We start from the raw sequence: 22,233 nt of genomic DNA on the forward strand, positions 1-22,233 counted from the left end.
CGATTACTTGGCGAAGTTGCGAGGGCTGACCGGCTCGGTTATAACCGGACCAACGTTTCCAAGATCAATCTCCCGTCCCCTCACTGTGGAGCCCCCATGCTGAACCTGGAATCCACCCAGCAATTCCTAATGACCCGCGGCCTCGACTTCGGCCTCAACCTCCTCGCCGCGATCGCATTGTGGTTCCTCGGCCGCTGGGCGATCCGCCTCGGCACCCGCCTGCTGGGCAAGGTGGTACGCCGCAGCGGCAAGGTCGACCCGACGCTCACCGACTACCTGACCTCCGTAGTCAGCGTGCTGCTGACGATCCTGCTGATCCTCGCGATCCTGCAGATCTTCGGTGTTCAGACCACGTCGTTCGCCGCCCTGCTCGCCGGCCTCGGCCTCGCGATCGGCACGGCCTGGGGCGGCCTGCTCGCGCACTTCGCCGCCGGCGTGTTCATGCAGGTGCTGCGTCCGTTCAAGATCGGCGACGTGATCAGCGCGGGTGGCGTCACGGGCACGGTGAAGGAACTCGGCCTGTTCGGCACGACGATCATCACCGCCGACAACGTCGTGACGATCGTCGGCAACAACAAGATCTTCTCGGACAACATCGCGAACTACAGCGCGACGCCGCATCGCCGCGTGGACCTGACCGCGAAGATCGCGAACGGCGTCGACGCGGCCGATGCGATCAACCGCCTGAAGACGCAGATCCAGTTGATCCCGAACGTGATGAAGGTGCCGGCGCCGGACGTCGGCGTGCTGCAGTTCACGCCGGAAGGCCCGCTGCTGTTCGTGCGTCCGTCGACGCAGCCGGAGAACTACTGGCAGGTGTACTGCGACACCAACCGCGTGATCCTCGAGACGTTCCGCGACGCGCAATACCCGACGCCCGAAACGCCGATCTTCCATCGCACGACCTGACGGTACGGTACGCCCAGCGGTTCGCGGGATTCCGACTGAAGCTGCCGGCGTCGAGCAGCCGGATCGGCCGATACCGCACATCGGCAATCGATCGGACCGCACGAACCGCACGGACGAAAAAAAAGCGTGGCAACTGCCACGCTTTTCACTGCGCCGAAGCGAAAACGCGCAGGCTCAGCGGCCGCGCGTGTTCTGCGTACCGCCCGAATGCCGCCCGCGCACCAGCTTCCACAGCGCGCCGAGCGCAACCGGCACGATCGCCGCGCCGATCCCCGCCAGCACGATCACGTTCAGATACTGGCGGATGAACGGGATATTGCCGAAGAAGTAGCCGAGCAGCACCAGCAGCAGCACCCAGAGCAACGCGCCGACCACGTTGAACAGCTGGAAGCGCGCGACGCCCATCGACGACGCGCCGGCAACGAACGGCGCGAACGTGCGCACGACCGGGATGAAGCGCGCGAGCACGATCGTCTTGCCGCCGTGCTTGTCGTAGAACGCGTGGGTCTTCTGCAGCGCCGCGCGATCGAGGAAGCGCTCGAGTACCGGGATATGCGTATTGAACACCTTCGGCCCGACCCAGCGGCCGATCAGGTAGTTCACGGTATTGCCGGCAATCGCCGCGACCAGCAGCAGCACGATCAGCCCGCCGACGTTCATGTCGCCCGTCGCCGCGAACGCGCCGCCGATGAACAGCAGCGAATCGCCCGGCAGGAACGGCAACACGACGAGCCCCGTCTCGCAGAACACGATCAGGAACAGCACCAGATACACCCACGCACCGTACTGCCGGATGAAGTCGCCGAGGAACGCGTCGATATGCAGGACCAGGTTGACGAAATGAAGCAGCGTATCCAAATGCGATTCCTCGAAGGCGAAAGGGCCGGAGCGGCCGAAAAGCGGAAGTGCCCGCCGGACAAGGCGGCGCGCGGAACGCAGTCATCATACCGAAACTACCTTAAGGCTCCGTGAAAAAAACGCAACCGGCCCCGGCCGCGGCATCCGCCGCCGCCTCGCTATAATTCGGCCATGTCCGAAATCACCGAAACGGCCGCAGGCGCCGTGCCCACGCCCGCCGCGCGCCCGCTGCGCGCGATCCAGCCCCTGCCCGACCAGCTGATCAGCCAGATCGCCGCCGGCGAGGTGGTCGAACGCCCGGCGTCGGTCGTCAAGGAGTTGCTCGAGAACGCGATGGACGCCGGCGCGAGGACGCTGCGCATCGTGCTCGAGGAAGGCGGGGTCAAGCGCATCTCGATTACCGACGACGGCTGCGGGATTCCGCCCGACGAACTGCCGCTCGCGCTGATGCGCCACGCGACGAGCAAGATCCGCTCGCTCGAGGAGCTCGAGGCGGTCGCGACGCTGGGTTTTCGCGGCGAAGCGCTCGCGTCGATCGCGTCGGTCGCCGAGATGTCGATCACGAGCCGCACGGCCGAGGTCGCGCATGCGACGAAGATCGACGCGACCACGGGCGCGCTGTCGCCGGCCGCCGGCGCGGTCGGCACGACGATCGAGGTGCGCGAGCTGTACTTCAACACGCCCGCGCGCCGCAAATTCCTGAAAAGCGAGCAGACCGAGTTCGGCCACTGCCTCGAAATGATCCGCCGCGCGGCGCTCGCGCGGCCGGACGTCGCGATCTCGGTGCTGCACAACGGCAAGGCCGTCGAGCACTGGAACGCGACCGAACCCGCACAGCGCGTCGCGAAAATCCTCGGCGACGGCTTCGCGACCGCACACCTGCCGCTCGACGAGCAGGCCGGGCCGCTCGCCGTCTACGGCTGCGCGGGCCTGCCGACCGCGAGCCGCGGCCGCGCCGACCAGCAATACTTCTTCGTCAACGGCCGCTTCGTGCGCGACAAGCTGCTCACGCACGCGGTGCGCGCGGCGTACGAGGATGTCCTCCACGGCGACCGTTACCCGTCGTACGTGCTGTTCCTCGATCTGCCGCCCGAAGCCGTCGACGTGAACGTGCACCCGTCGAAGATCGAGGTGCGATTCCGCGATTCGCGCTCGATCCACCAGTACGTCTTCCACGCGGTGCAGCGCGCGCTCGCGCGCCATGCGGGCGCGTCACCGGAAACCACCGCGGGTGGCCATGCCGCACAACTCTCACCGGCGCCGAGCGGCCCCGCGTCGTTCCTGAATACGCCGCTCGGCCAGGGCGCGGCCACCGGCACGGGCGGCAGCGGCTTCTCGTCGGCGTCGTCCTCCTCGTCGTCGGGCAACACGTGGATGCGCCAGGCGCGCATGACGCAGGGCACGCTGCCGGTCGCGCAGCCGCTCGCGCTCTACGACGCGCTGTTCGGCCGCAAGGACACGGGCGCGGGCACGCCGGACGGCATGACGATCGTCGCGCGCGATGCGGCGGATGCGGCCGCTGCGCCGGTCGCGCCGCTGTCGGGTTTCGTCGCATCGCCACTCGCCGCCACCGCGCACGACGAGCAGCCGCTCGGCTTCGCGCTCGGCCAGATCCACGGGATCTACGTGCTCGCGCAGAACGCGCACGGCCTCGTGATCGTCGACATGCACGCGGCGCACGAACGGATCCTGTACGAACAGTTCAAGAACGCGCTTGCCGACCGCACGGTCGCCGTGCAGTCGCTGCTGCTGCCGATCTCGATGACGGCGACGCCGGTCGAGATCGGCACGGTCGAGGAAGAACGCGACACGCTCGAATCGCTCGGCTTCGACCTCGCGGTGCTGTCGCCGACGTCGCTCGCGATCCGCGCGGTGCCCGCGCTGCTGAAGGACGCGGACCTGCAGTCGCTCGCGCGCGCGGTACTCGCCGACCTGCACGCGTTCGGCGGTTCGCGCGTGCTCACCGAACGCCAGCACGAGCTGCTCGGCACGCTTGCGTGTCACCACGCGGTGCGCGCGAACCGGCGCCTGACGCTCGACGAGATGAACGCGCTGCTGCGCCAGATGGAAGCGACCGAACGTGCGGACCAGTGCAATCACGGCCGGCCCACGTGGTATCAGCTCACGCTGAACGATCTCGACCGTCTCTTCATGCGCGGGCAATGAACGCTTCACCGCAGTCCCCTCCGACCACGATCGCCTGCCTGCTCGGCCCCACTGCATCGGGCAAGACGGCCGCGGCGCTGGCGCTCGCCGCGCGCCGTCCGATCGAGATCGTCAGCGTCGATTCGGCGCTCGTCTACCGCGACATGGATATCGGCACCGCGAAACCGACGCGCGACGAGCGCGCGAGCGTGCCGCATCACCTGATCGACATCATCGACCCGGCCGATGCGTATTCGGCGGCCGAATTCCGCGCGGACGCGCTGCGCCTGATCGGCGAGATCGCCGCGCGCGGCCGCACGCCGCTGCTCGCGGGCGGCACGATGCTGTACTACAAGGCGCTCACGCAGGGCCTCAACGACCTGCCGACCGCCGATCCCGCCGTGCGCGCCGAGCTCGACGCCGAGGCCGCGCGCGACGGCTGGCCGGCACTCCACGCGCGGCTCGCGCAGGTCGACCCCGCGACGGCCGCGCGGCTCGCACCGAACGATTCGCAGCGGATCCAGCGCGCGCTCGAAGTGTTCCTGCTGAGCGGGCAGCCGATGTCGGTGCTGCTCGCCGCGCCGCGGCGCGCGGACGACGCGGCCGCGGCCTATCGCTTCGTGCCGGTCGCGCTCGAACCGTCGGACCGCGCGGTGCTGCACGCGCGCATCGCGCAACGCTTCGACGCGATGCTCGACGCGGGCTTCATCGACGAAGTCGAACGGCTGCGCCGCCGCGAGGATCTGCATCTCGGCCTGCCGTCGATGCGCTGCGTCGGCTACCGGCAGGCATGGGAATTCCTCGACGGCGACACCGACTACCGGACCATGCGCGACAAAGGCATCTTCGCGACGCGCCAGCTGTGCAAACGGCAGATCACGTGGCTGCGCGCGATGCCGGAGCGGATCGTCGTCGACTGCGTCGCGCCGGATTCGACGGCGCAGGCGCTCGACACGCTTGAACGCGTGCTCGACGGTCGCATCGACGATCAATAACGGGGCAGGATCGCCGCGCATCGATCCTGCTTGCGCGCGATACCGTCGTCTTCGGTCATCGTCATTCCTCTTTCGGGCCGCCCGCCAATACGCCAACGGCCACGCCAGAAAAAAAACCGCCCGGATCGACTCCGGGCGGCTTTCCTTGCTGCATCCTGCGTGCGCTGCGTCAGACCACGACCGTCTGCGCCTCGCCTTCGCGGCTCGCACGCACGGTGCCGATCTTCCACACCTGTTCGCCGGCGGCCGTCAGGTCGGCGATCGCCGCGTCGGCATCGGCTGCCGAGACGATCACGGCCATCCCGATCCCGCAGTTGAACACGCGGTGCATTTCCGCGTCGGCGACGCCGCCGTGCTCCTGCAGCCACTTGAACAGCGGCGGCAGCGGCCATGCGTTCTGGTCGAGCTCGGCCGTGAGGCCTTCGCGCAGCACGCGCGGAATGTTCTCGACAAGGCCGCCGCCGGTGATGTGGGCCATGCCCTTCACCGACAGCTTCTGCATCAGCGCGAGCAGCGGCTTCACGTAGATGCGCGTCGGCGCCATCAGCGTGTCGGCCAGCGAGCGGCCGTGGAAATCAGCCGACAGGTCGGGGTTCGCGCGCTCGATGATCTTGCGCACGAGCGAGAAGCCGTTCGAGTGGATGCCGCTCGACGCGAGGCCGAGCACCACGTCGCCTTCGGCGATCGTGCTGCCGTCGATGATCTTGCTCTTCTCGACCGCGCCGACCGCGAAACCGGCCAGGTCGTATTCGCCGTCCGGGTACATGCCCGGCATTTCGGCCGTTTCACCGCCGATCAGCGCGCAGCCCGACAGTTCGCAACCATGCGCGATACCCTTGACGACGGTCGCGGCCGTGTCGACGTCGAGCTTGCCGCACGCGAAGTAATCGAGGAAGAACAGCGGCTCGGCGCCCTGCACGAGGATGTCGTTCACGCTCATCGCCACCAGATCCTGGCCGACGGTGTCGTGTTTGTTCAGATGAAAGGCCAGCTTGAGCTTGGTGCCGACGCCGTCGGTGCCCGACACGAGCACGGGCTCCTGGTACTTCTTCGGCACTTCGAACAGCGCGCCGAACCCGCCGATGCCGCCGAGCACGCCGTCGCGCAGGGTTTTCTTCGCAAAAGGCTTGATCTTGTCGATGAGCGCGTCGCCCGCGTCGATGTCGACGCCTGCGTCGCGGTAGGACAGACCTTGGGCGTCGGGAGCGGATTTCGGAGGATTCATGGGGGAATGCGAGAAGGTCGGTAAAATGCGATTTTACCCGAAGCCGGCCCGTTGGCCGGAATTCCCAGCACCGAATCGTCAGGGATTGCATCTTGGTCGACACGTCCCCGTTTTCATCGCCCCGCGAGCCGCGCCGGAAACCGCGCGCCGCCGTGCGTGCGGCCGCGTGTTCCGGCACCGGAGCAGCCCCCCGCGCGTGCCCGGCGTACGGCGCGCGTTTCATCAACCGACCTGCATTGTGACTGTTGTGTCCCGTCAACTGACGCTCGATCTCGGCACGCCGCCGCCCGCCACGTTCGACAACTTCATCATGAATGAGGAGAACGACGAGCTCATCTCGCGGCTCCAGAAGCTCGACCTCGCGCTCGCGGCGGGGCCCGTGCCGGACCGGTCGTTCTACATCTGGGGCGAGCCCGGCAGCGGCCGCACCCACCTGCTGCAGGCGCTCGTGAGCGACGCGTCGTACGGCTACGCGCGCTACCTGACGCCGCAAAGCCCGCTCGGCGCGTTCACGTTCGACCCGCGCATCGGCATCTACGCGATCGACGACTGCGACAAGATGAGCGACGCGCAGCAGGTCGCGCTGTTCAACCTGTTCAACGAGGTCCGCGCGCACCCGTCGAGCGCGTTCGTCGCGGCAGGCCCCGCGGCGCCGCTCGCGCTCGACGTGCGCGAGGATCTGCGCACGCGCCTCGGCTGGGGGCTCGTGTTCCACCTGTCGCCGCCGTCCGACGCCGGCAAGATCGCCGTACTGAAGCTCGCGGCAAAGGAGCGCGGGATCGCGCTCACCGACGACATCGCCGCTTACCTGCTCACCCATTTCCGCCGCGACATGCCGAGCCTGATGGCGCTGCTCGACGCGCTCGACCGCTTCTCGCTCGAGCAGAAACGCGCCGTCACGCTGCCGCTGCTGCGCCGGATGCTGGCCCGCCCCGGCGACGACATCGCACCACCGGGCACAGGCCCGAACCGCTTCGAGTAAAATGCGCTTCCATGACTAATCTGGCACTCTTTGACCTCGATCACACGCTGATCCCGACCGATAGCGACCACGAATGGGGCCGCTTCATGGTGAAGCTCGGCATCGTCGACGCGGAAAGCTTCTCGCGTCAGAACGATCAGTTCTTCGCCGACTACAAGGCCGGCAAGCTCGACATCCATGCGTACCTGTGCGCGATGCTCACGCCGCTCGCGAAGTATTCGCGCGCGCAGCTGGCCGAATGGCACGAGCAGTACATGCACGAGGTGATCCGCCCCGCGATGACGCCCGCCGCGCTCGAACTCGTGCGCAAGCACCTCGATGCCGGCGACCTGTGCTGCGTCGTGACCGCGACCAACGAGTTCATCACGCGTCCGATCGCGACCGCGTTTGGCGTCGACACGCTGATCGCGTGCGAGGTCGAAACGACCGACGGCCATCCCGACTCGCCGTACACGGGCCGGCCGACCGGCACGCCGAGCTATCGCGAAGGCAAGATCGTGCGCACCGAAGCGTGGCTCGCGTCGCTCGGCAAGCACTGGGACGACTTCGAACACAGCTACTTCTACAGCGACTCGCACAACGACATCCCGTTGCTCGAGAAAGTCACCGACCCGATCGCGACCAACCCCGACGACACGCTGCGTGCGCATGCAAGCGACCGCGGCTGGCGCATCCTCGATCTCTTCTGAACGTCGTGATCAAAAAATTCATTCGCAAGCTGCTCGGCCAGGACGGCGCCGAACACACGTCGCCCGTCGAGGCGCCCGCCGTCGAAACGGCCCCTGCCCCGCGCCCCGCGAAGGGGAGCCGCGGCGGCGGCGCCAGGAAGGCGCGCAGCAACCACGAGCCGACCGTCGTGCCGGCCAGCGTGCACCAGATCGATCCGTCGCTGATCTCGCGGAACGCCGTGCGCGTGACCGACACGCTGCAGCAGGCGGGCTTTCGCGCGTTCATCGTCGGCGGCGCCGTGCGCGACCTGCTGCTCGGCATCGCGCCGAAGGACTTCGACGTCGCGACCGACGCGACGCCGACCGAGGTGCAGCGCCTGTTCCGCCGCGCGCGCCTGATCGGCCGCCGCTTCCAGATCGTCCACGTGCAGTTCGGCCAGGAACTGATCGAGGTGTCGACGTTCCGCGCGCTGGTCGACGCGCCGCCCGAAGCCGCCGCGGCCGAGCCGCCGAGGCGCCTGAAGCGCGACGAGCTCGACCGCCGCACGCATGCGGTGGACGCGAGCGGCCGCGTGCTGCGCGACAACGTGTGGGGCGAACAGCACGAAGATGCCGCGCGCCGCGACTTCACGATCAACGCGATGTACTACGACCCGTCGACGCAGACGGTGCTCGACTACCACGACGGGATGACCGACATGCGCGCCCGCCTGTTGCGGATGATCGGCGACCCGGCCACGCGCTTCCGCGAGGATCCGGTGCGGATGCTGCGCGTCGTGCGCTTCGCGGCGAAGCTCGGCTTCGAGATCGAGCCGCACACGCGCGAGCCGATCAACGCGCTCGCCGACCTGATCAACAACGTGCCGGCCGCGCGCCTGTTCGACGAAATGCTGAAGCTGCTGCTGTCGGGCCACGCGCTCGCGTGCCTGCAGCAGCTGCGCAAGGAAGGCCTGCACCACGGGCTGCTGCCGCTCCTCGACGTCGTCCTCGAGCAGCCGCAGGGCGAGAAGTTCATCACGCTCGCGCTGAACAACACCGACGCGCGCGTGCGCGCCGGCAAGCCGGTGTCGCCGGGCTTCCTGTTCGCGACGCTGCTGTGGCACGACATGCGCCAGCGCTTCGAGCAATACACGGCGGAGGGCGAAATCCCGGTGCCGGCGCTCCATCGCGCGATGGACGACGTGCTCGACATGCAGACCGAGAAGCTCGCGATCCACAAGCGCTACTCGGCCGACATGCGCGAGATCTGGGGCCTGCAACTGCGCCTCGAAAAACGCTCGGGCCGCAGCGCGATGCGGCTGCTGGAACACCAAAGGTTTAGAGCGGGGTATGATTTCCTCCTGTTACGCTGCGAATCCGGCGAGCTCGATGCGGAAGTCGGACAGTGGTGGACGGATTTCATCGAAGGCGACGCGGCCGCCCGTGAGGCACTCCTCACGCAGGGCGGCTCGAAGGAAAAATCGCCCCGCAAGCGGCGCCGCCGCGGCGGTGCGCGAAACCGCAAGCCGGGCGAAGGCGCCGCCGAGCAGGCGCCGGACACCGCGGGCGGTTCCGACGACTGACGCGCTCGCCGGCGAACGACGTAGGAAGTGATGCCATGACGGTTGCATATATCGGACTGGGGGCGAATCTCGGCGATGCGCGCCAGACCCTGAAGGACGCGGTGGTGTGCCTCGCGCAGCAGCGCACCATCTCGATCCTCGGCAAATCGAGCCTGTATCGCACGGCGCCCTTCGAAGCGGGCGGCGACGATTACTACAACTGCGTCGTCAAGCTCGACACGACGCTGTCGGCCCGGGAGCTGCTCGCGCTCTGCCAGAAGATCGAACATCACTTCGGGCGCGAGCGCCCGTATCGCAACGCGCCGCGTACGCTCGACCTCGACATCCTGCTGTTCGGCTCCGATTCGATCGACGAACCCGACCTGATCGTCCCGCATCCGCGCCTCACCGATCGCGCATTCGCGCTCGTGCCGCTCGTCGAAATCGAACCGGCGCTCGACATCCCCGCGCGCGGCCGCGCCGATGCGTTCCTCGCCGCCGTCGCCGATCAGCGCGTCGAGAAGGTGCAGACCTGCCAATGCCTGATGCAGAAGGCCCTTGCCGCCGGCGCTGACGCCGACAAGAACCCCTGCCGATGAACACCACTCCGCTGACCGTCACCGCGCCCGACCTGCGCGCCCCGCATCGCTACCTCGTGATCGAAGGCCCGATCGGCGTCGGCAAGACGACACTCGCGCGCCTCTTCGCCGAGCGCTGGTCGATGCAGGCGCTGCTCGAACGCCCGCAGGACAACCCGTTCCTCGAACGCTTCTATCGCGACACCGCGCGCTATGCGCTGCCCGCGCAGCTGTCGTTCGCGCTGCAGCGCGCGCAGCAGGCGCGCGAACTGATCGGCGCGCTCGATACAGGCCGGCCCGTCGTCGCCGATTTCATGCCGCAGAAAAACGACATCTTCGCGCGGCTGAACCTGCCGGAAGACGAATGGCAGCTGTACCGGTCGATCGCGACGCACCTCGACGTGCCGCAGGCACCCGCGCCCGATCTCGTCGTCTATCTGCAGGCGAGCCCCGAGGTGTTGTTCTCGCGCATCCAGAAGCGCGGGCTGCCGATGGAGCTGCAGATCAGCGACGCGTACCTGCGCTCGCTCGTCGATGCATACAACGAATTCTTCTATCACTACGACCGCACGCCGGTGCTGACGGTCGCAGCCGAACACCTGAACCCGCTGGATTCCCCCGAAGACCTCGCGCTGCTGGTCGAGCGCATCGACACGATGCGCGGCCGCAAGGAATTCTTCGTCAAGGGCGAGACGACGCGCTGACGCGTCCTCGCCTGTCGTTCCTCCCCATCGAACCGGATTTCCCATGACCTATCTCCAGGAATCGAGCCGGCCTGCCGTCACGGTGCCCAAGCTGCAGGCAATGCGCGAAGCCGACGAGAAGATCGCGATGCTCACCTGCTATGACGCGAGCTTTTCCGCGCTGCTCGATCGCGCCGGCACCGACGTGCTGCTGATCGGCGATTCGCTCGGCAACGTGCTGCAGGGCCACACGACCACGCTCCCGGTGTCGCTCGACGACATCGCGTACCACACCGCATGCGTCGCGCGCGTGCAGTCGCGCGCGCTCGTCGTCGCCGATCTGCCGTTCGGCACATACGGCACGCCGGCCGAGGCGTTCGCGAACGCGGTCACGCTGATGCGCGCCGGCGCGCAGATGGTGAAGCTCGAAGGCGGCGAATGGCTCGCCGACACGATCCGCTTCCTCGTCGAACGCTCGGTGCCGGTGTGCGCGCACCTCGGCCTCACGCCGCAGTCGGTGCATGCGTTCGGCGGCTTCAAGGTGCAGGGCCGAACGGAAGCCGGCGCCGCGCAGCTGCTGCGCGATGCGCGGGCGATCGAAGATGCGGGCGCGCAGCTCGTGGTGCTCGAAGCGGTGCCGACGCTCGTCGCGTCCGAAGTCACGCACATGCTGAAGATCCCGACGATCGGCATCGGTGCGGGCCTCGATTGCTCGGGCCAGGTGCTGGTGCTGCACGACATGCTCGGCATCTTCCCCGGCAAGCGGCCGCGTTTCGTGAAGGATTTCATGCAGGGCCAGCCGAACATCCAGGCGGCCGTCGAGGCGTATGTGAGCGCGGTGAAGGACCGCACGTTCCCGGGCCCGGAACACTCGTTCTGACGCGGGACGGGCGTGCCGTGGCGCGCGGTCGGCGCTTGCTGCGGCACACTCGCTGACGTGGCCGCGATGCGGTGCGCCGTTTCTCGTAGTGCATGACGAACAGCGCGTACTTTCTAACTCGTCCTATTCCTGCACACCTTAGTCGCTGCGACCATCAAACCTTCGTCGATCGAAGGAGTGGAAAAGATGGCGCATGTGTATGAAAAGGCGGCTGACCTCGTCGGGCAAAAGCTGGCAGGCGACGGAGAATGCGTCGCGCTGGTCAAAATTTATACTTCCGTCGGCCCCACCGCCATCTGGCGCCCAGAAAAAAAGATAGGCGGCGACGGGAGTATCCGCGCCGGTACCGTCATTGCGACTTTCGAGAACGATCGCTACCCAAGCCGATCGCATGGCAATCACGCGGCGTTCTATCTGGGCCAGGATGTGCGCGGTATCCACGTCGTTGAACAATGGCGCTCACTCAAGGCAATTCAGAGAAGATGCATTCCGTTCAAAGGCAAGGACAAAAATGGCCGTTACATCGATCCGAGCAATAACGCCGATGCATTTTCGGTCGTGAAATAATGACGCTCATCCGCCAAACACCGTATCGGCTGCTCGCCATCGCCGCGCTCGCATGCAGTCCGCTCGTCGCATTACCCGCGTCCGCTGCGACCGCAGACTGCCCCGCACGCGTTGCCGTTACCCAGCGGCTCGACGGTCAACCACCCGATGGCTGGAAAAGCTTCGACACGCAAAGCACCTACCCGCTTGCCAGCGTCACCTTCTGGTCAGGGCCGCCGGACCGGATGATGTCCTTGCTGCCGAACCGCTCGCGCTCCGAACCCAAAAGCGACGTCTATACCTGGTCGCTCGCTGAAAACCGTGAGGATTACTGGGTCTCATGCGACTACGGGAATACGAGCGTCGTGATCGCACGACCGCTCGGCAGACAGGCACAGACTTGCGTCGCGCGTTACAGGCGTGGGCACGCCATCGTACAAAGCTGGCAATGCACGCCGCGGAAGTAATCCGCGTTCAGGCCGGTGCGCTGCCTTGAATCAGCCGCGCCGCGACCGACCCGCGCAACGCATTGCAGATCATCAACTCGTCTGCGTTCAGCACATCGTCGAGCGTCAGCACACACTCTTTTGCGCCTAGCGCCGGATCGTCGAGCAGCACACCGCGCATCACGCCGGGCAGCACGCCGCACGACAACGGCGGCGTCAACCACACGCCATCACGCTTCACGAACACATTCGACCGCCCGCCTTCGGTCACCTCGCCGCGCTCGTTGACGAACAGCATGTCGAAGCCGCCGAGCGCTTCCGCCGCCTGCCACGCGCGGTCGTATTCGGCACGGCGCGTCGTCTTGTGCAGCAGCAGCGCATCGTCCGCGCGGGTCGGCGCGAAGCCGTGCGCGGACGCGAGCATCACGCCGACCGGCCCCGCGGGCAGCGGCTTCAGCGCCGCGGCCGTGATGTCGACCGTGCCGTCCTTCGCAAGCGCGAGCTTCATCCGGTACGGCCCGTCGCCGTCGAGCGCCGCGCAACGCGCGTCGATCTCGCGGCGCAACGCATCGGCGTCGAGGCGGAAGCCGAACGCATCCGCGCTGCGCTGCAGCCGCGCGAGATGGCGCTCGAGATGCCGGATGCCGTCCGCACGTGTCGCGGCCGTGGTTTCGAACAACTGGAAGCCGGGATCGGCATCGGTCAGGAATCGCGCTTTCAATTCGCACTCCGCATATTCGTCGGCGGCGACGCTGTCGAGCACGATGCCCGCACCGACACCCATCGTGCCGCGCCGCCGACCACCGGCGGCCGCTGCCGCGTCACGCGTGTCGATCGTTGCGGCCGCATCGACGGCGATCGCATCGAGCATCAGCGTCCGGATCGCGACCGACAGGCAGAAATCGCCACAGCCGGCCACGCCGTCGGGCACCGCAGCGCCTGCCGAAGGGCCTTCCTTCGGCGCATCGAGCCAGCCGATCGCGCCCGTATAGAGCCCGCGCGGCGTCGACTCGATCGCGTCGATCAGTTCCATCGTCTTGTGCTTCGGCGCACCGGTGATCGATCCGCACGGAAACAGCGCACGCAGCATCTGCGCGAACGTGGTGCCGTCGCGCCAGCCGGCCTCGACCGTCGACGTCATCTGCCACACCGACGCATACGGCTCGACCGAGAACAGCGCCGGCACCTTGACCGTGCCCGTGCGCGCGATCCGCGACACGTCGTTGCGCAGCAGGTCGACGATCATCACGTTTTCCGCGCGGTTCTTCGGATCGTTCGCGAGGAACGCGGCAGCCGCCGCATCGTCGCGCGGATCGGCCGAGCGCGGCGCGGTGCCCTTCATCGGCCGCGCGCGCAGCAGGTCGCCGTGCTTCTCGACGAACAGCTCCGGCGAGCACGACACGACCCACGCGCCGTCGGGCAGCGCGATCAGCGCGCCGTAACGCACGGGCTGACGCGCGCGCAGCCGCCGGTACAGCGCGAGCGGCGTGCCGAACATGTCGAAATTCAGCCGGTACGTGTAGTTGATCTGGTACGAATCGCCCGCCCGCAGCGCGTCGTGCACCGCGGCGATCGCCGCGTCGAACGCGTCGCGCGACACGCTCTTCGCGACGTGCGCGACGCCCGCGATCGACGGCGGGCCGCCGCCGTCCTGCTGCGCGAGCCACGCATCGACTTCGTCGCGCGACAGGCGCTCGCAGCGCGCATACAGCAAAAAGCGCAGCGGGGCATGGCCCGGCTGCGCTCTGTCCAGATTGCGTCCGAATTCGTAGTCGCCGACGACGATCGCATGCAGCCCGTCGCGCAGATCCTGCGCCACCGCCGCATCGACTTCGTCGAGCCGTGCCGGATCCGTGCACACGCGTTCGCGCACGAAACCGGAATACAAACGACTCGACCGCGTGGACGCGGTCGAGTCGCAATCGTCCAAGAGCGCGAACGACGCGCTCTCGTTGCCTTCAGTCATGCCGTTACTCGAAGAAGCTCTTCACCCGGTCGAACCAGCTCTTGCTCTGCGGGCTGTGACGCGCACCGCCCTCGGCCAGCGACTTCTCGAACTGCTTGAGCAGGTCGCGCTGCTGGTCGGTCAGCTTCACGGGCGTCTCGACCTGCACGTGTACGTACAGATCGCCCGCGATGCTCGAACGCAGACCCTTGATCCCCTTGCCGCGCAGGCGGAACGTCTTGCCCGACTGCGTGCCTTCCGGCACCGGGAACGACGCACGGCCGGCCAGCGTCGGCACCTCGATCTCGCCGCCCAGTGCGGCGGTCGTGAACGGGATCGGCATCTGGCAGTGGAGATCGTCGCCGTCGCGCTCGAACACCGAGTGCGGCTTGATGTGGATCTCGACGTACAGGTCGCCCGGCGGCCCGCCGTTGATACCCGGCTCGCCGTTGCCGGCGGAGCGGATCCGCATCCCGTCGTCGATGCCGGCCGGGATCTTCACTTCGAGCGTCTTGGTTTCCTTCACCTTGCCCGAGCCGTGGCAGTGCACGCACGGTTCCGGGATGTAGGTGCCGGTGCCGTGGCACTTCGGGCAGGTCTGCTGGATGCTGAAGAAACCCTGCGACATGCGCACCGTGCCCTGGCCGTGACAGGTCGGGCAGGTTTCCGGCTTCGTGCCGGGCTTCGCGCCCGACCCGTGACAGACTTCGCACGACACCCAGCTCGGCACGCGGATCTGCGTGTCGTAGCCGTGCGCGGCCTGCTCGAGCGTGATTTCCATGCTGTAGCGCAGGTCGGCGCCGCGATACACCTGCGGACCGCCGCGGCCGCCGCGTGCGGCACCGCCCGCGGCCTGGCCGAAGATGTCGCCGAAGATGTCGCCGAACGCATCCGCGAAGCCGCCGAAACCCTGTGCGCCCGCACCGCCCATGTTCGGATCGACGCCCGCGTGGCCGTACTGGTCGTACGCCGCGCGCTTCTGGTCGTCCGACAGCATTTCATAGGCTTCCTTCGCCTCCTTGAAATGCTCTTCCGCATCCTTGTTGTCCGGATTGCGGTCAGGGTGATACTTCATCGCAAGCTTGCGATACGCCTTCTTGATTTCGTCGTCGCTCGCGTTCTTCGCGACGCCCAGAACCTCGTAGTAATCCCGTTTCGCCATATCGATTCACTGTGCCGTCGCGCGTCACGCACGCGGCGGCTCCTTTCGCCCGCAGTAAAGTCTCTCGACTCGTCTGGCGCTGCGCCGTCCGCGGACGGCTCGCGCAGCACCCGCCAAAAAACAAATGTGCCCGGAGGGCCGCGAAGCCCGCCAGGCGTGGAGTCGATCCGGCCATCCGGAAGGAAAGACAGACCGCTTTCAGTCGTTGGCCAACCGCGCCGCGCGCGTTTCCACGCGCGGCGTACGGTGCCATTGCAACCCGGCTTAGTCCTTCTTCACTTCCTTGAACTCGGCGTCGACGACGTCGTCGGCAGCCTGCTGCGCACCGCCCGCCTGGGCCGCGCCTTCCGCTGCACCCGCCGCGCCGGCCTGCTGCGCCTGCATGTCGGCGTACATCTTTTCGCCGAGCTTCTGCGAAGCCTGACCGAGTTCCTCGACCTTCGCGTCGATCGCCGCCTTGTCGGCCGACGTATCCTTCAGCACGTCCTCGAGCGACTTCAGCGCCGCTTCGATCTTTTCCTTCTCGCCCGCGTCCAGCTTGTCGCCGTACTCGGTGAGCGCCTTCTTCGTGCTGTGGACCAGCGCGTCGCCCTGGTTGCGCGAATCAGCCAGCTCGCGCAGCTTGTGGTCTTCCGCTGCGTTCGCTTCCGCGTCCTTGATCATCTGGTCGATTTCAGCGTCGGACAGGCCCGAGTTCGCCTTGATCGTGATCTTGTTTTCCTTGCCGGTCGCCTTGTCCTTCGCGCCGACGTGCAGGATGCCGTTCGCGTCGATGTCGAAAGTCACTTCGATCTGCGGCACGCCGCGCGGCGACGGCGGGATGCCTTCGAGGTTGAACTCGCCGAGCAGCTTGTTGCCTGCCGCCATCTCGCGTTCGCCCTGGAACACTTTGATCGTCACGGCCGACTGGTTGTCGTCCGCCGTCGAATACACCTGTGCGTGCTTCGTCGGGATCGTCGTGTTCTTGTTGATCATCTTCGTCATCACGCCGCCGAGCGTCTCGATGCCGAGCGACAGCGGGGTCACGTCGAGCAGCAGCACGTCCTTGCGGTCGCCCGACAGGACCTGGCCCTGGATCGCCGCGCCGACCGCGACGGCTTCGTCCGGGTTCACGTCACGGCGCGGATCCTTGCCGAAGAACTCCTTCACCTTCTCCTGCACCTTCGGCATGCGGGTCTGGCCGCCGACCAGGATCACGTCGTCGATGTCCGACACCTTGACGCCGGCGTCCTTGATCGCGATGCGGCACGGTTCGATCGTGCGCTCGACCAGGTCCTCGACCAGCGCTTCCAGCTTCGCGCGGGTGATCTTCAGGTTCAAGTGCTTCGGACCCGATGCGTCGGCCGTGATGTACGGCAGGTTGATTTCGGTCTGCTGGCTCGACGACAGCTCGATCTTCGCCTTTTCAGCGGCTTCCTTCAGGCGCTGCAGCGCGAGCACGTCCTTCGACAGGTCGACGCCCTGCTCCTTCTTGAACTCGCCGATGATGTAATCGATGATGCGCTGGTCGAAGTCCTCGCCGCCGAGGAACGTGTCGCCGTTGGTCGACAGCACTTCGAACTGCATTTCGCCGTCGACGTCCGCGATCTCGATGATCGACACGTCGAACGTGCCGCCGCCGAGGTCATACACGGCGATCTTGCGGTCGCCCTTCTCGGCCTTGTCGAGGCCGAACGCGAGCGCGGCTGCCGTCGGCTCGTTGATGATCCGCTTGACTTCGAGGCCCGCGATGCGGCCGGCATCCTTGGTTGCCTGGCGCTGGCTGTCGTTGAAGTACGCCGGCACCGTGATCACGGCTTCCGTGACCGGCTCGCCGAGGTAGTCTTCGGCCGTCTTCTTCATCTTGCGCAGCACTTCGGCCGATACCTGCGGCGGCGCGAGCTTCTCGCCGTGCGCTTCGACCCATGCGTCGCCGTTGTCGGCCTTGATGATCGCGTACGGCATCAGGCCGATGTCCTTCTGGACTTCCTTCTCTTCGAAGCGGCGGCCGATCAGGCGCTTCACGGCGAACAGCGTGTTCTTCGGGTTGGTCACGGACTGGCGCTTGGCCGGCGCGCCGACGAGCACTTCGTTATCGTCCATGTAGGCGATGATCGACGGCGTCGTGCGCGTGCCTTCCGAGTTCTCGATGACCTTGACCTGGTTGCCTTCCATGATGGCGACGCACGAGTTCGTGGTGCCGAGGTCAATACCGATGATCTTTCCCATTTTTCCTAATCTCCAGAAATGCTTGTTTGCTGCGCGAAACCCCGCGTTTTTGGGCAGTTTCGCGCGCCAGAATTCAACTCTGTTCCCGAAATGCGTCCGGCCGATCCGTTTTCAAGACCCGCCAAGCGATGCGGATATTAAATTTTTTCAATCGCCGCCGGTAGCCGGATCGTACGAACCGGTGTCGCGGCCCGACTGCGCGCCGGCCGCCGCGGCGATCTTCGCGCGCGCCGCCGACACCGCCGCCTGGAACTGCGCGAGGCCATGCCAGCCGGTCGCGCGGCCGAGCCGCTTGCCGCGGTGGAAGAAGAACCACGTCGGCACGCCGTGCAGGCCGAAGCGGCGCCCCAGCTCATGATGTTCGTACACGTTGCAATGGAACCACTTCAGATCCAGCGCGCGGATCGCGTCCGGCTGGGCGAGCATCGCCTTCTTGGCGATCTCGCAGTTGAAGCAGTCGACGCCCCAGAAGAACACCACGGCGAGCGCATCCCCGGCGCCGGCGATCGCGGCGTCGAACGTGTCGGCCGCCAGCGCCTGCATGTCGAACGCGTCGAACGCGGCCGGATCGACGCCGGCGGGAACCATCGCGCCGGCCTTACTTCGGCTGGGCGACCGTGACGAGCGCCGGGCGCAGCACGCGGTCGGCGATCATGTAACCCTTTTGCAGGACGGTCACGACGGTGTTCGGCTCCTGCTCGGCCGGCACCATCGAAATCGCCTGGTGCTGGTGCGGATCGAACTTCTCGCCGACCGGGTTGATCGCGACGACGCGGCCCTTCTCGAGCGCGCTCGTCAGCTGGCGCAGCGTCAGTTCGACGCCTTCGCGCACCTTCGTGATGTCGCCGGACGTATCGCCGACGGCGGCCTCGAGGCTGTCCAGCACGGGCAGCAGGTGCTCCGCGAAGCCCTCGATCGCGAACTTGTGCGCCTTCGAGACATCTTCCTGCGCGCGGCGGCGGACGTTCTCGGTCTCGGCCTTCGCCCGCAGGAAGCTCTCCTGCAGCTCGGCGACCTTGGCTTGAGCCTCCGCGAGCGCCGCGTCGGCTGCTTCGGCGGCGGGCGCCGCGCCTTGCGCCGCCTGCTTCTCGCTGCCGATGTCTTCGGCCGATTGGGTAGCCGGGTTCTCTTGCGTGTTTTCCATGTCGCTGAAAGTCGATTAGAGGTTGAAGCCAAATCGGCAACCGCCGGACCGTATGCCGGCGGCACCGCACATTGTTGGTGCAAATAAGGGCGAAAACTGCGATTTCAAGGGGGTTATTCACCGGCATTCGCCAATGCCGTGAAACAACCGCGCTGCGCGCCGCCGATTACGTGCATTTGTCGCCGGATCGGACGAAACGACCGGTAACAACGCTTACCAGGCAAGTACTAGCTCGGCACAGGGGGGTGCACTACACTCCATTCAAGCGTCGAAAAAGCGTGTTTACCCTAGCTTACCGGCGCCTGACATCCACCTGGCGCTGCATTCACAGTCCCATCGAGGCGCGTACCGTGAAACTGACCTTTGCCATATCGGTGGTCGCGCTGGTACTGATTGCCGGCACCACCACCATCTGCCTGTCCGGAGCCGTCACCGACCGCACGACCGAATACGGCAGCGCGCGGGCGACGTTCGACCAGATGTTCAGCTCCCACCAGAAAATCTGTCGATGATGCGCCGGTCGCGCTTGGTCGGCCGGCCGTGCAGTTCCGCCGCCGGCTCGCGATAGGTGCGACGCCGTTCCAGCTCGGCGAGCCGCGCGACGCGCCCCGCTTCCGTTTCCTCGTAAAGCGTCTGCGCGATGCTCGCGGGCCCGCGCACGTCGCAAATGCCCAGCACGGCAATGTGCCAGACGACACCGTCGATCGCAATCTCGACCTCGTCGCCGACGCGCACGTCCTTGGCCGGCTTCACCGCCGCGCCGCCGATCTTCACGTGGCCCTTGTCGACCGCGTCGGATGCGAGCGAGCGCGTCTTGAAGAAGCGGGCCGCCCACAGCCATTTGTCGATGCGCAGCTTCGCGCCGGGTTCCGTCGAAATCCTGTAGTTCATGCAAGCCTCCGCCGGGCCGCCCCGCCGCGGCCGGCCATACCGTCGCGCCGTGCCGAACGCACCGGTCGTATCGTCATTTCAGTTCACCGTTTCGGGCTGCGCGGCCTTCACCGGCCAGCCCTGCAGATTCTCGGCGACGATCTCGCCCACCGCGCCGATCCACGCGGGCGCGCCGTTCAGGCACGGAATCCGGTGGAACGCCTGGCCGCCGCCCGCGATGAACTCGTCGCGTACCTCCATCCCGATCTCCTCGATCGTCTCCAGACAATCGGCCGTGAAACCGGGACAGAACACGTCGGCCCGCCGCACGCCCGCCTCGCCGAGTTCGCGCAGCGTCGGCGCCGTGTACGGCTGCAGCCACTCGGCCTTGCCGAAGCGCGACTGGAACGTCACGCGGCATTCGAGCGTCGACAGCCCGAGCGCGGCCATCAGCAGCGCGCCCGTCTGCTGGCACTGGTCGTGATAGGGGTCGCCCAGGTCGAGCGTGCGCTTCGGCACGCCGTGGAAACTCAGCACGAGCTTGTCGCCGGCCGCGAAGTCGGGCCGGCCGTGCTGCGCCCAGTACTGGCGCACCTGCTCGGCGAGCGCGTGGATGTAGGCCGGATGGTCGGCGTAGTGCCGCACCGTGCGCACTTCCGGCTGGTTGCGCATCCGCGCGAGCGCGGCGAACGCGGCATCGAATGCCGTCGCGGTGGTGGACGCGGAGTATTGCGGGTACATCGGCATCAGCAGCACGCGCTCGACGCCCGCGCGCTTGAACTGCGCGAGCGCCTGCGCAATGCCCGGGCTGCCGTAGCGCATCGCGTAGTCGACCGTCACCTGATAGCCGTTCGACGCGAGCAGGTGGCGCACGCCATCGGTCTGGCGCTCGGTGTATACGCGCAGCGGCGAGCCTTCAGGCATCCAGACGGCCGCGTACTTCTTCGCGGATGCGCGTCCGCGCAGCGGCAGGATCAGCGTGCGCAGCAGCACCTGCCAGACGACCTGCGGGATTTCGACGACGCGCGGATCCGACAGGAACTCGGCCAGATAGCGCCGCACCGCGCGCGGCGTCGGGGCGTCGGGCGTGCCGAGATTGATCAGCAGCACGCCGATGCGATGGGCAGCCGCGACGCTCGAAGGCGGCTCAAGATCGAAACGCATGGGCAGGAACGTGCTCGGGGCACGCAGTCGGACGGCCCTCAATTATAGCGGGCCGTCTCGCCCGGGTCGGCTGGCCGTTCGGCCGACTGGCGGTGCGCACGGCGCCGCGGCACGATGGCGGGACGGTGTCGGTTCGGGTTACTGCTGGCTCAGCGTGAGCGACAGCAGCCGCGCGGTGATGTCGACGATCGGGATCACGCGGTTGTACGCCATGCGGGTCGGGCCGATCACGCCGAGCGTGCCGACGATCTGGCCGTTCACCTCGTAGGGCGCGGTCACGACGCTCATTTCCTCGATCGGCACGAGCGTCGATTCGCCGCCGATGAAGATCTGCACGCCCTGGGCGTGGCTCGACACGTCGAGCAATTGCAGGAGGCCCGTCTTTTGGTCGAACACGTCGAACAGCTTGCGCAGCCGCGCCATGTCGGACGACAGATCCGCCACTTCGAGCAGGTTGCGCTCGCCGGAAATGAGCACGGTGTCCTCGGTGTCGGGCACCTCGGTGCTGGCCGTCACGGCCGCATGCATCAGCGTGGTCATGTCGCCGCGCAGCTGGTCGATCTCGTCGCGCAGGCGGCGGCGCACCTCGTCGAACGACAGCCCGGCGAAATGCGCGTTGATGTAGTTGGACGCCTCGGTGAGCTGCGACGGCGAATAGTCGCGCGGCGTCGCGAGCATCCGGTTCTGCACGTCGCCCTCGGGCGTGACGATGATCAGCAGGATGCGCTTGTCCGACAGCCGCATGAACTCGATCTGCTTGAACACGTGGCTGCGGCGCGGCGTCAGCACGACACCCGCGAACTGCGACAGGTTCGACAGCACGCTCGCCGCGGCCGCCACGACGCGCTGCTGCGGTTCGCCTGCCTGCAGCGTGTTCTGCACCTGGCGCGCGACGGCCTCGGCGTCGATCGGCGCCTCGACCGTCAGCATCGTGTCGACGAACAGCCGGTAGCCGCGCGGCGTCGGCACGCGGCCGGCCGACGTGTGCGGGCTCGACACGAGGCCGAGCTCCTCCAGGTCGGACATCACGTTGCGGATCGTTGCCGGGCTCAGTTCGAGCCCGGAATAACGGGACAACGTGCGCGAGCCGACCGGCTGACCGTCGGCGATATACCGTTCGATCAGGGTTTTCAGGAGGGTTCGTGCGCGAGGATCTAGCATGGTGGAAAATTTTAGCGCAACCGCGCGAGCACGGCGAGTGGCCGCGGCCACTGTCGCCCGGGCCGACCGATCCGGCCCCGTTCGCGCACAGCCGGTTCTTTTCGTCAACGAGCTATGGTGTAA

22 protein-coding genes are annotated in these 22,233 nt (G+C 67.0%); 12 read left to right on the forward strand and 10 right to left on the reverse strand.

Annotated features, from left to right (window positions below):
• The first annotated feature begins 96 nt into the window (after positions 1-96).
• Positions 97-909, forward strand: a complete 813-nt coding sequence (locus NQV17_RS02230) for a mechanosensitive ion channel family protein (protein WP_257768418.1) — start codon at positions 97-99, stop codon at positions 907-909.
• A gap of 174 nt (positions 910-1,083) precedes the next feature.
• Here the strand turns inward: NQV17_RS02230 and NQV17_RS02235 are convergent, their stop codons facing one another.
• Positions 1,084-1,767, reverse strand: coding sequence for a DedA family protein (locus tag NQV17_RS02235; RefSeq protein WP_257768420.1), 684 nt, complete (start codon positions 1,765-1,767; stop codon positions 1,084-1,086).
• Between the two features lie 171 nt (positions 1,768-1,938).
• On the opposite strand from NQV17_RS02235, the gene mutL reads away from it, so the two are divergent.
• Positions 1,939-3,933 carry a DNA mismatch repair endonuclease MutL gene (gene mutL, locus NQV17_RS02240; protein WP_257768422.1) on the forward strand — a complete coding sequence of 665 codons (1,995 nt, stop codon included), beginning with the start codon at positions 1,939-1,941 and terminating at the stop codon, positions 3,931-3,933.
• A complete protein-coding gene (gene miaA, locus NQV17_RS02245; protein WP_257768424.1) occupies positions 3,930-4,907 on the forward strand; it encodes a tRNA (adenosine(37)-N6)-dimethylallyltransferase MiaA in 978 nt (325 codons plus the stop codon). The genes mutL and miaA overlap by 4 nt, the downstream gene beginning before the upstream one ends.
• Before the next feature lie 169 nt (positions 4,908-5,076).
• Here the strand turns inward: miaA and purM are convergent, their stop codons facing one another.
• On the reverse strand, positions 5,077-6,132 hold the full coding sequence (purM, locus tag NQV17_RS02250; RefSeq protein ID WP_014897998.1) for a phosphoribosylformylglycinamidine cyclo-ligase: 1,056 nt from the start codon (positions 6,130-6,132) through the stop codon (positions 5,077-5,079).
• 247 nt (positions 6,133-6,379) lie between these two features.
• On the opposite strand from purM, the gene hda reads away from it, so the two are divergent.
• The 8 genes from hda to NQV17_RS02290 all read left to right on the forward strand — a co-directional run bounded on the left by hda (position 6,380) and on the right by NQV17_RS02290 (position 12,477).
• Positions 6,380-7,114, forward strand: coding sequence for a DnaA regulatory inactivator Hda (gene hda / locus NQV17_RS02255; RefSeq protein ID WP_257768427.1), 735 nt, complete (start codon positions 6,380-6,382; stop codon positions 7,112-7,114).
• An 11-nt stretch (positions 7,115-7,125) separates the two neighbouring features.
• The gene (locus tag NQV17_RS02260; protein ID WP_044844056.1) at positions 7,126-7,803 is read left to right on the forward strand and encodes an HAD family phosphatase; all 678 of its coding nucleotides are present in this window, start codon (positions 7,126-7,128) and stop codon (positions 7,801-7,803) included.
• 5 nt (positions 7,804-7,808) lie between these two features.
• On the forward strand, positions 7,809-9,344 hold the full coding sequence (gene pcnB / locus NQV17_RS02265; protein WP_257768428.1) for a polynucleotide adenylyltransferase PcnB: 1,536 nt from the start codon (positions 7,809-7,811) through the stop codon (positions 9,342-9,344).
• A 35-nt stretch (positions 9,345-9,379) separates the two neighbouring features.
• On the forward strand, positions 9,380-9,922 hold the full coding sequence (gene folK, locus NQV17_RS02270) for a 2-amino-4-hydroxy-6-hydroxymethyldihydropteridine diphosphokinase (protein WP_044844054.1): 543 nt from the start codon (positions 9,380-9,382) through the stop codon (positions 9,920-9,922).
• Positions 9,919-10,605 (forward strand): deoxynucleoside kinase, encoded by a 687-nt coding sequence (locus NQV17_RS02275; protein ID WP_044844053.1) that lies wholly within the window; start codon positions 9,919-9,921, stop codon positions 10,603-10,605. Before folK ends, NQV17_RS02275 begins: the two co-directional genes overlap by 4 nt.
• 43 nt (positions 10,606-10,648) lie before the next feature.
• The gene (panB, locus tag NQV17_RS02280; protein ID WP_257768429.1) at positions 10,649-11,464 is read left to right on the forward strand and encodes a 3-methyl-2-oxobutanoate hydroxymethyltransferase; all 816 of its coding nucleotides are present in this window, start codon (positions 10,649-10,651) and stop codon (positions 11,462-11,464) included.
• Positions 11,465-11,650: 186 nt separating this feature from the next.
• Positions 11,651-12,031: a BPSL0067 family protein gene (locus NQV17_RS02285; protein ID WP_257768819.1), complete on the forward strand. Its 381-nt coding sequence runs from the start codon at positions 11,651-11,653 to the stop codon at positions 12,029-12,031.
• Positions 12,031-12,477 carry an STY0301 family protein gene (locus NQV17_RS02290; RefSeq protein WP_257768430.1) on the forward strand — a complete coding sequence of 149 codons (447 nt, stop codon included), beginning with the start codon at positions 12,031-12,033 and terminating at the stop codon, positions 12,475-12,477. The genes NQV17_RS02285 and NQV17_RS02290 overlap by 1 nt, the downstream gene beginning before the upstream one ends.
• A gap of 7 nt (positions 12,478-12,484) precedes the next feature.
• Here NQV17_RS02290 and NQV17_RS02295 read toward each other — a convergent pair whose 3' ends face one another.
• The 5 genes from NQV17_RS02295 to grpE all read right to left on the reverse strand — a co-directional run bounded on the left by NQV17_RS02295 (position 12,485) and on the right by grpE (position 18,915).
• On the reverse strand, positions 12,485-14,422 hold the full coding sequence (locus tag NQV17_RS02295) for a bifunctional anthranilate synthase component I family protein/class IV aminotransferase (RefSeq protein WP_257768431.1): 1,938 nt from the start codon (positions 14,420-14,422) through the stop codon (positions 12,485-12,487).
• A 4-nt stretch (positions 14,423-14,426) separates the two neighbouring features.
• Positions 14,427-15,563 carry a molecular chaperone DnaJ gene (gene dnaJ / locus NQV17_RS02300; protein ID WP_044844050.1) on the reverse strand — a complete coding sequence of 379 codons (1,137 nt, stop codon included), beginning with the start codon at positions 15,561-15,563 and terminating at the stop codon, positions 14,427-14,429.
• A 264-nt stretch (positions 15,564-15,827) separates the two neighbouring features.
• Positions 15,828-17,771 (reverse strand): molecular chaperone DnaK, encoded by a 1,944-nt coding sequence (dnaK, locus tag NQV17_RS02305; protein WP_044844049.1) that lies wholly within the window; start codon positions 17,769-17,771, stop codon positions 15,828-15,830.
• Between the two features lie 147 nt (positions 17,772-17,918).
• Complete coding sequence (locus tag NQV17_RS02310; protein ID WP_257768435.1) at positions 17,919-18,359, reverse strand: thioredoxin family protein; 441 nt, start codon at positions 18,357-18,359, stop codon at positions 17,919-17,921.
• A 10-nt stretch (positions 18,360-18,369) separates the two neighbouring features.
• A complete protein-coding gene (gene grpE / locus NQV17_RS02315) occupies positions 18,370-18,915 on the reverse strand; it encodes a nucleotide exchange factor GrpE (RefSeq protein ID WP_044844047.1) in 546 nt (181 codons plus the stop codon).
• Positions 18,916-19,265: 350 nt separating this feature from the next.
• Between grpE and NQV17_RS02320 the strand changes: the two genes are divergently transcribed.
• Positions 19,266-19,427 carry a hypothetical protein gene (locus NQV17_RS02320; RefSeq protein WP_006476841.1) on the forward strand — a complete coding sequence of 54 codons (162 nt, stop codon included), beginning with the start codon at positions 19,266-19,268 and terminating at the stop codon, positions 19,425-19,427.
• Here NQV17_RS02320 and NQV17_RS02325 read toward each other — a convergent pair.
• From NQV17_RS02325 to hrcA, 3 genes are all read right to left on the reverse strand, one after another.
• Positions 19,399-19,806, reverse strand: coding sequence for an RNA-binding S4 domain-containing protein (locus NQV17_RS02325; RefSeq protein ID WP_124487960.1), 408 nt, complete (start codon positions 19,804-19,806; stop codon positions 19,399-19,401). The two genes, NQV17_RS02320 and NQV17_RS02325, sit on opposite strands and share 29 nt — an antisense overlap.
• Before the next feature lie 78 nt (positions 19,807-19,884).
• Positions 19,885-20,949, reverse strand: a complete 1,065-nt coding sequence (gene hemH, locus NQV17_RS02330; RefSeq protein ID WP_257768438.1) for a ferrochelatase — start codon at positions 20,947-20,949, stop codon at positions 19,885-19,887.
• Between the two features lie 138 nt (positions 20,950-21,087).
• Positions 21,088-22,110, reverse strand: a complete 1,023-nt coding sequence (gene hrcA, locus NQV17_RS02335) for a heat-inducible transcriptional repressor HrcA (protein ID WP_011544637.1) — start codon at positions 22,108-22,110, stop codon at positions 21,088-21,090.
• Positions 22,111-22,233: the final 123 nt, after the last annotated feature.

It is taken from the genome of Burkholderia sp. SCN-KJ (genome assembly GCF_024656005.1).
In the GTDB taxonomy this organism is placed as follows: Bacteria; Pseudomonadota; Gammaproteobacteria; order Burkholderiales; family Burkholderiaceae; genus Burkholderia.

What these genes read in the sequence shown, in the direction of transcription:
- NQV17_RS02310 (WP_257768435.1), bottom strand. Translation starts at nt 18,359, where the DNA reads ATGGTTCCCGCCGGCGTCGATCCGGCCGCGTTCGACGCGTTCGACATG.
- dnaJ (WP_044844050.1), bottom strand. Translation starts at nt 15,563, where the DNA reads ATGGCGAAACGGGATTACTACGAGGTTCTGGGCGTCGCGAAGAACGCG.
- NQV17_RS02285 (WP_257768819.1), top strand. Translation starts at nt 11,651, where the DNA reads ATGGCGCATGTGTATGAAAAGGCGGCTGACCTCGTCGGGCAAAAGCTG.
- NQV17_RS02275 (WP_044844053.1), top strand. Translation starts at nt 9,919, where the DNA reads ATGAACACCACTCCGCTGACCGTCACCGCGCCCGACCTGCGCGCCCCG.
- grpE (WP_044844047.1), bottom strand. Translation starts at nt 18,915, where the DNA reads ATGGAAAACACGCAAGAGAACCCGGCTACCCAATCGGCCGAAGACATC.
- NQV17_RS02295 (WP_257768431.1), bottom strand. Translation starts at nt 14,422, where the DNA reads ATGACTGAAGGCAACGAGAGCGCGTCGTTCGCGCTCTTGGACGATTGC.
- purM (WP_014897998.1), bottom strand. Translation starts at nt 6,132, where the DNA reads ATGAATCCTCCGAAATCCGCTCCCGACGCCCAAGGTCTGTCCTACCGC.
- dnaK (WP_044844049.1), bottom strand. Translation starts at nt 17,771, where the DNA reads ATGGGAAAGATCATCGGTATTGACCTCGGCACCACGAACTCGTGCGTC.
- NQV17_RS02260 (WP_044844056.1), top strand. Translation starts at nt 7,126, where the DNA reads ATGACTAATCTGGCACTCTTTGACCTCGATCACACGCTGATCCCGACC.
- hrcA (WP_011544637.1), bottom strand. Translation starts at nt 22,110, where the DNA reads ATGCTAGATCCTCGCGCACGAACCCTCCTGAAAACCCTGATCGAACGG.
- mutL (WP_257768422.1), top strand. Translation starts at nt 1,939, where the DNA reads ATGTCCGAAATCACCGAAACGGCCGCAGGCGCCGTGCCCACGCCCGCC.
- hemH (WP_257768438.1), bottom strand. Translation starts at nt 20,949, where the DNA reads ATGCGTTTCGATCTTGAGCCGCCTTCGAGCGTCGCGGCTGCCCATCGC.
- NQV17_RS02325 (WP_124487960.1), bottom strand. Translation starts at nt 19,806, where the DNA reads ATGAACTACAGGATTTCGACGGAACCCGGCGCGAAGCTGCGCATCGAC.
- miaA (WP_257768424.1), top strand. Translation starts at nt 3,930, where the DNA reads ATGAACGCTTCACCGCAGTCCCCTCCGACCACGATCGCCTGCCTGCTC.
- NQV17_RS02290 (WP_257768430.1), top strand. Translation starts at nt 12,031, where the DNA reads ATGACGCTCATCCGCCAAACACCGTATCGGCTGCTCGCCATCGCCGCG.
- panB (WP_257768429.1), top strand. Translation starts at nt 10,649, where the DNA reads ATGACCTATCTCCAGGAATCGAGCCGGCCTGCCGTCACGGTGCCCAAG.
- NQV17_RS02230 (WP_257768418.1), top strand. Translation starts at nt 97, where the DNA reads ATGCTGAACCTGGAATCCACCCAGCAATTCCTAATGACCCGCGGCCTC.
- folK (WP_044844054.1), top strand. Translation starts at nt 9,380, where the DNA reads ATGACGGTTGCATATATCGGACTGGGGGCGAATCTCGGCGATGCGCGC.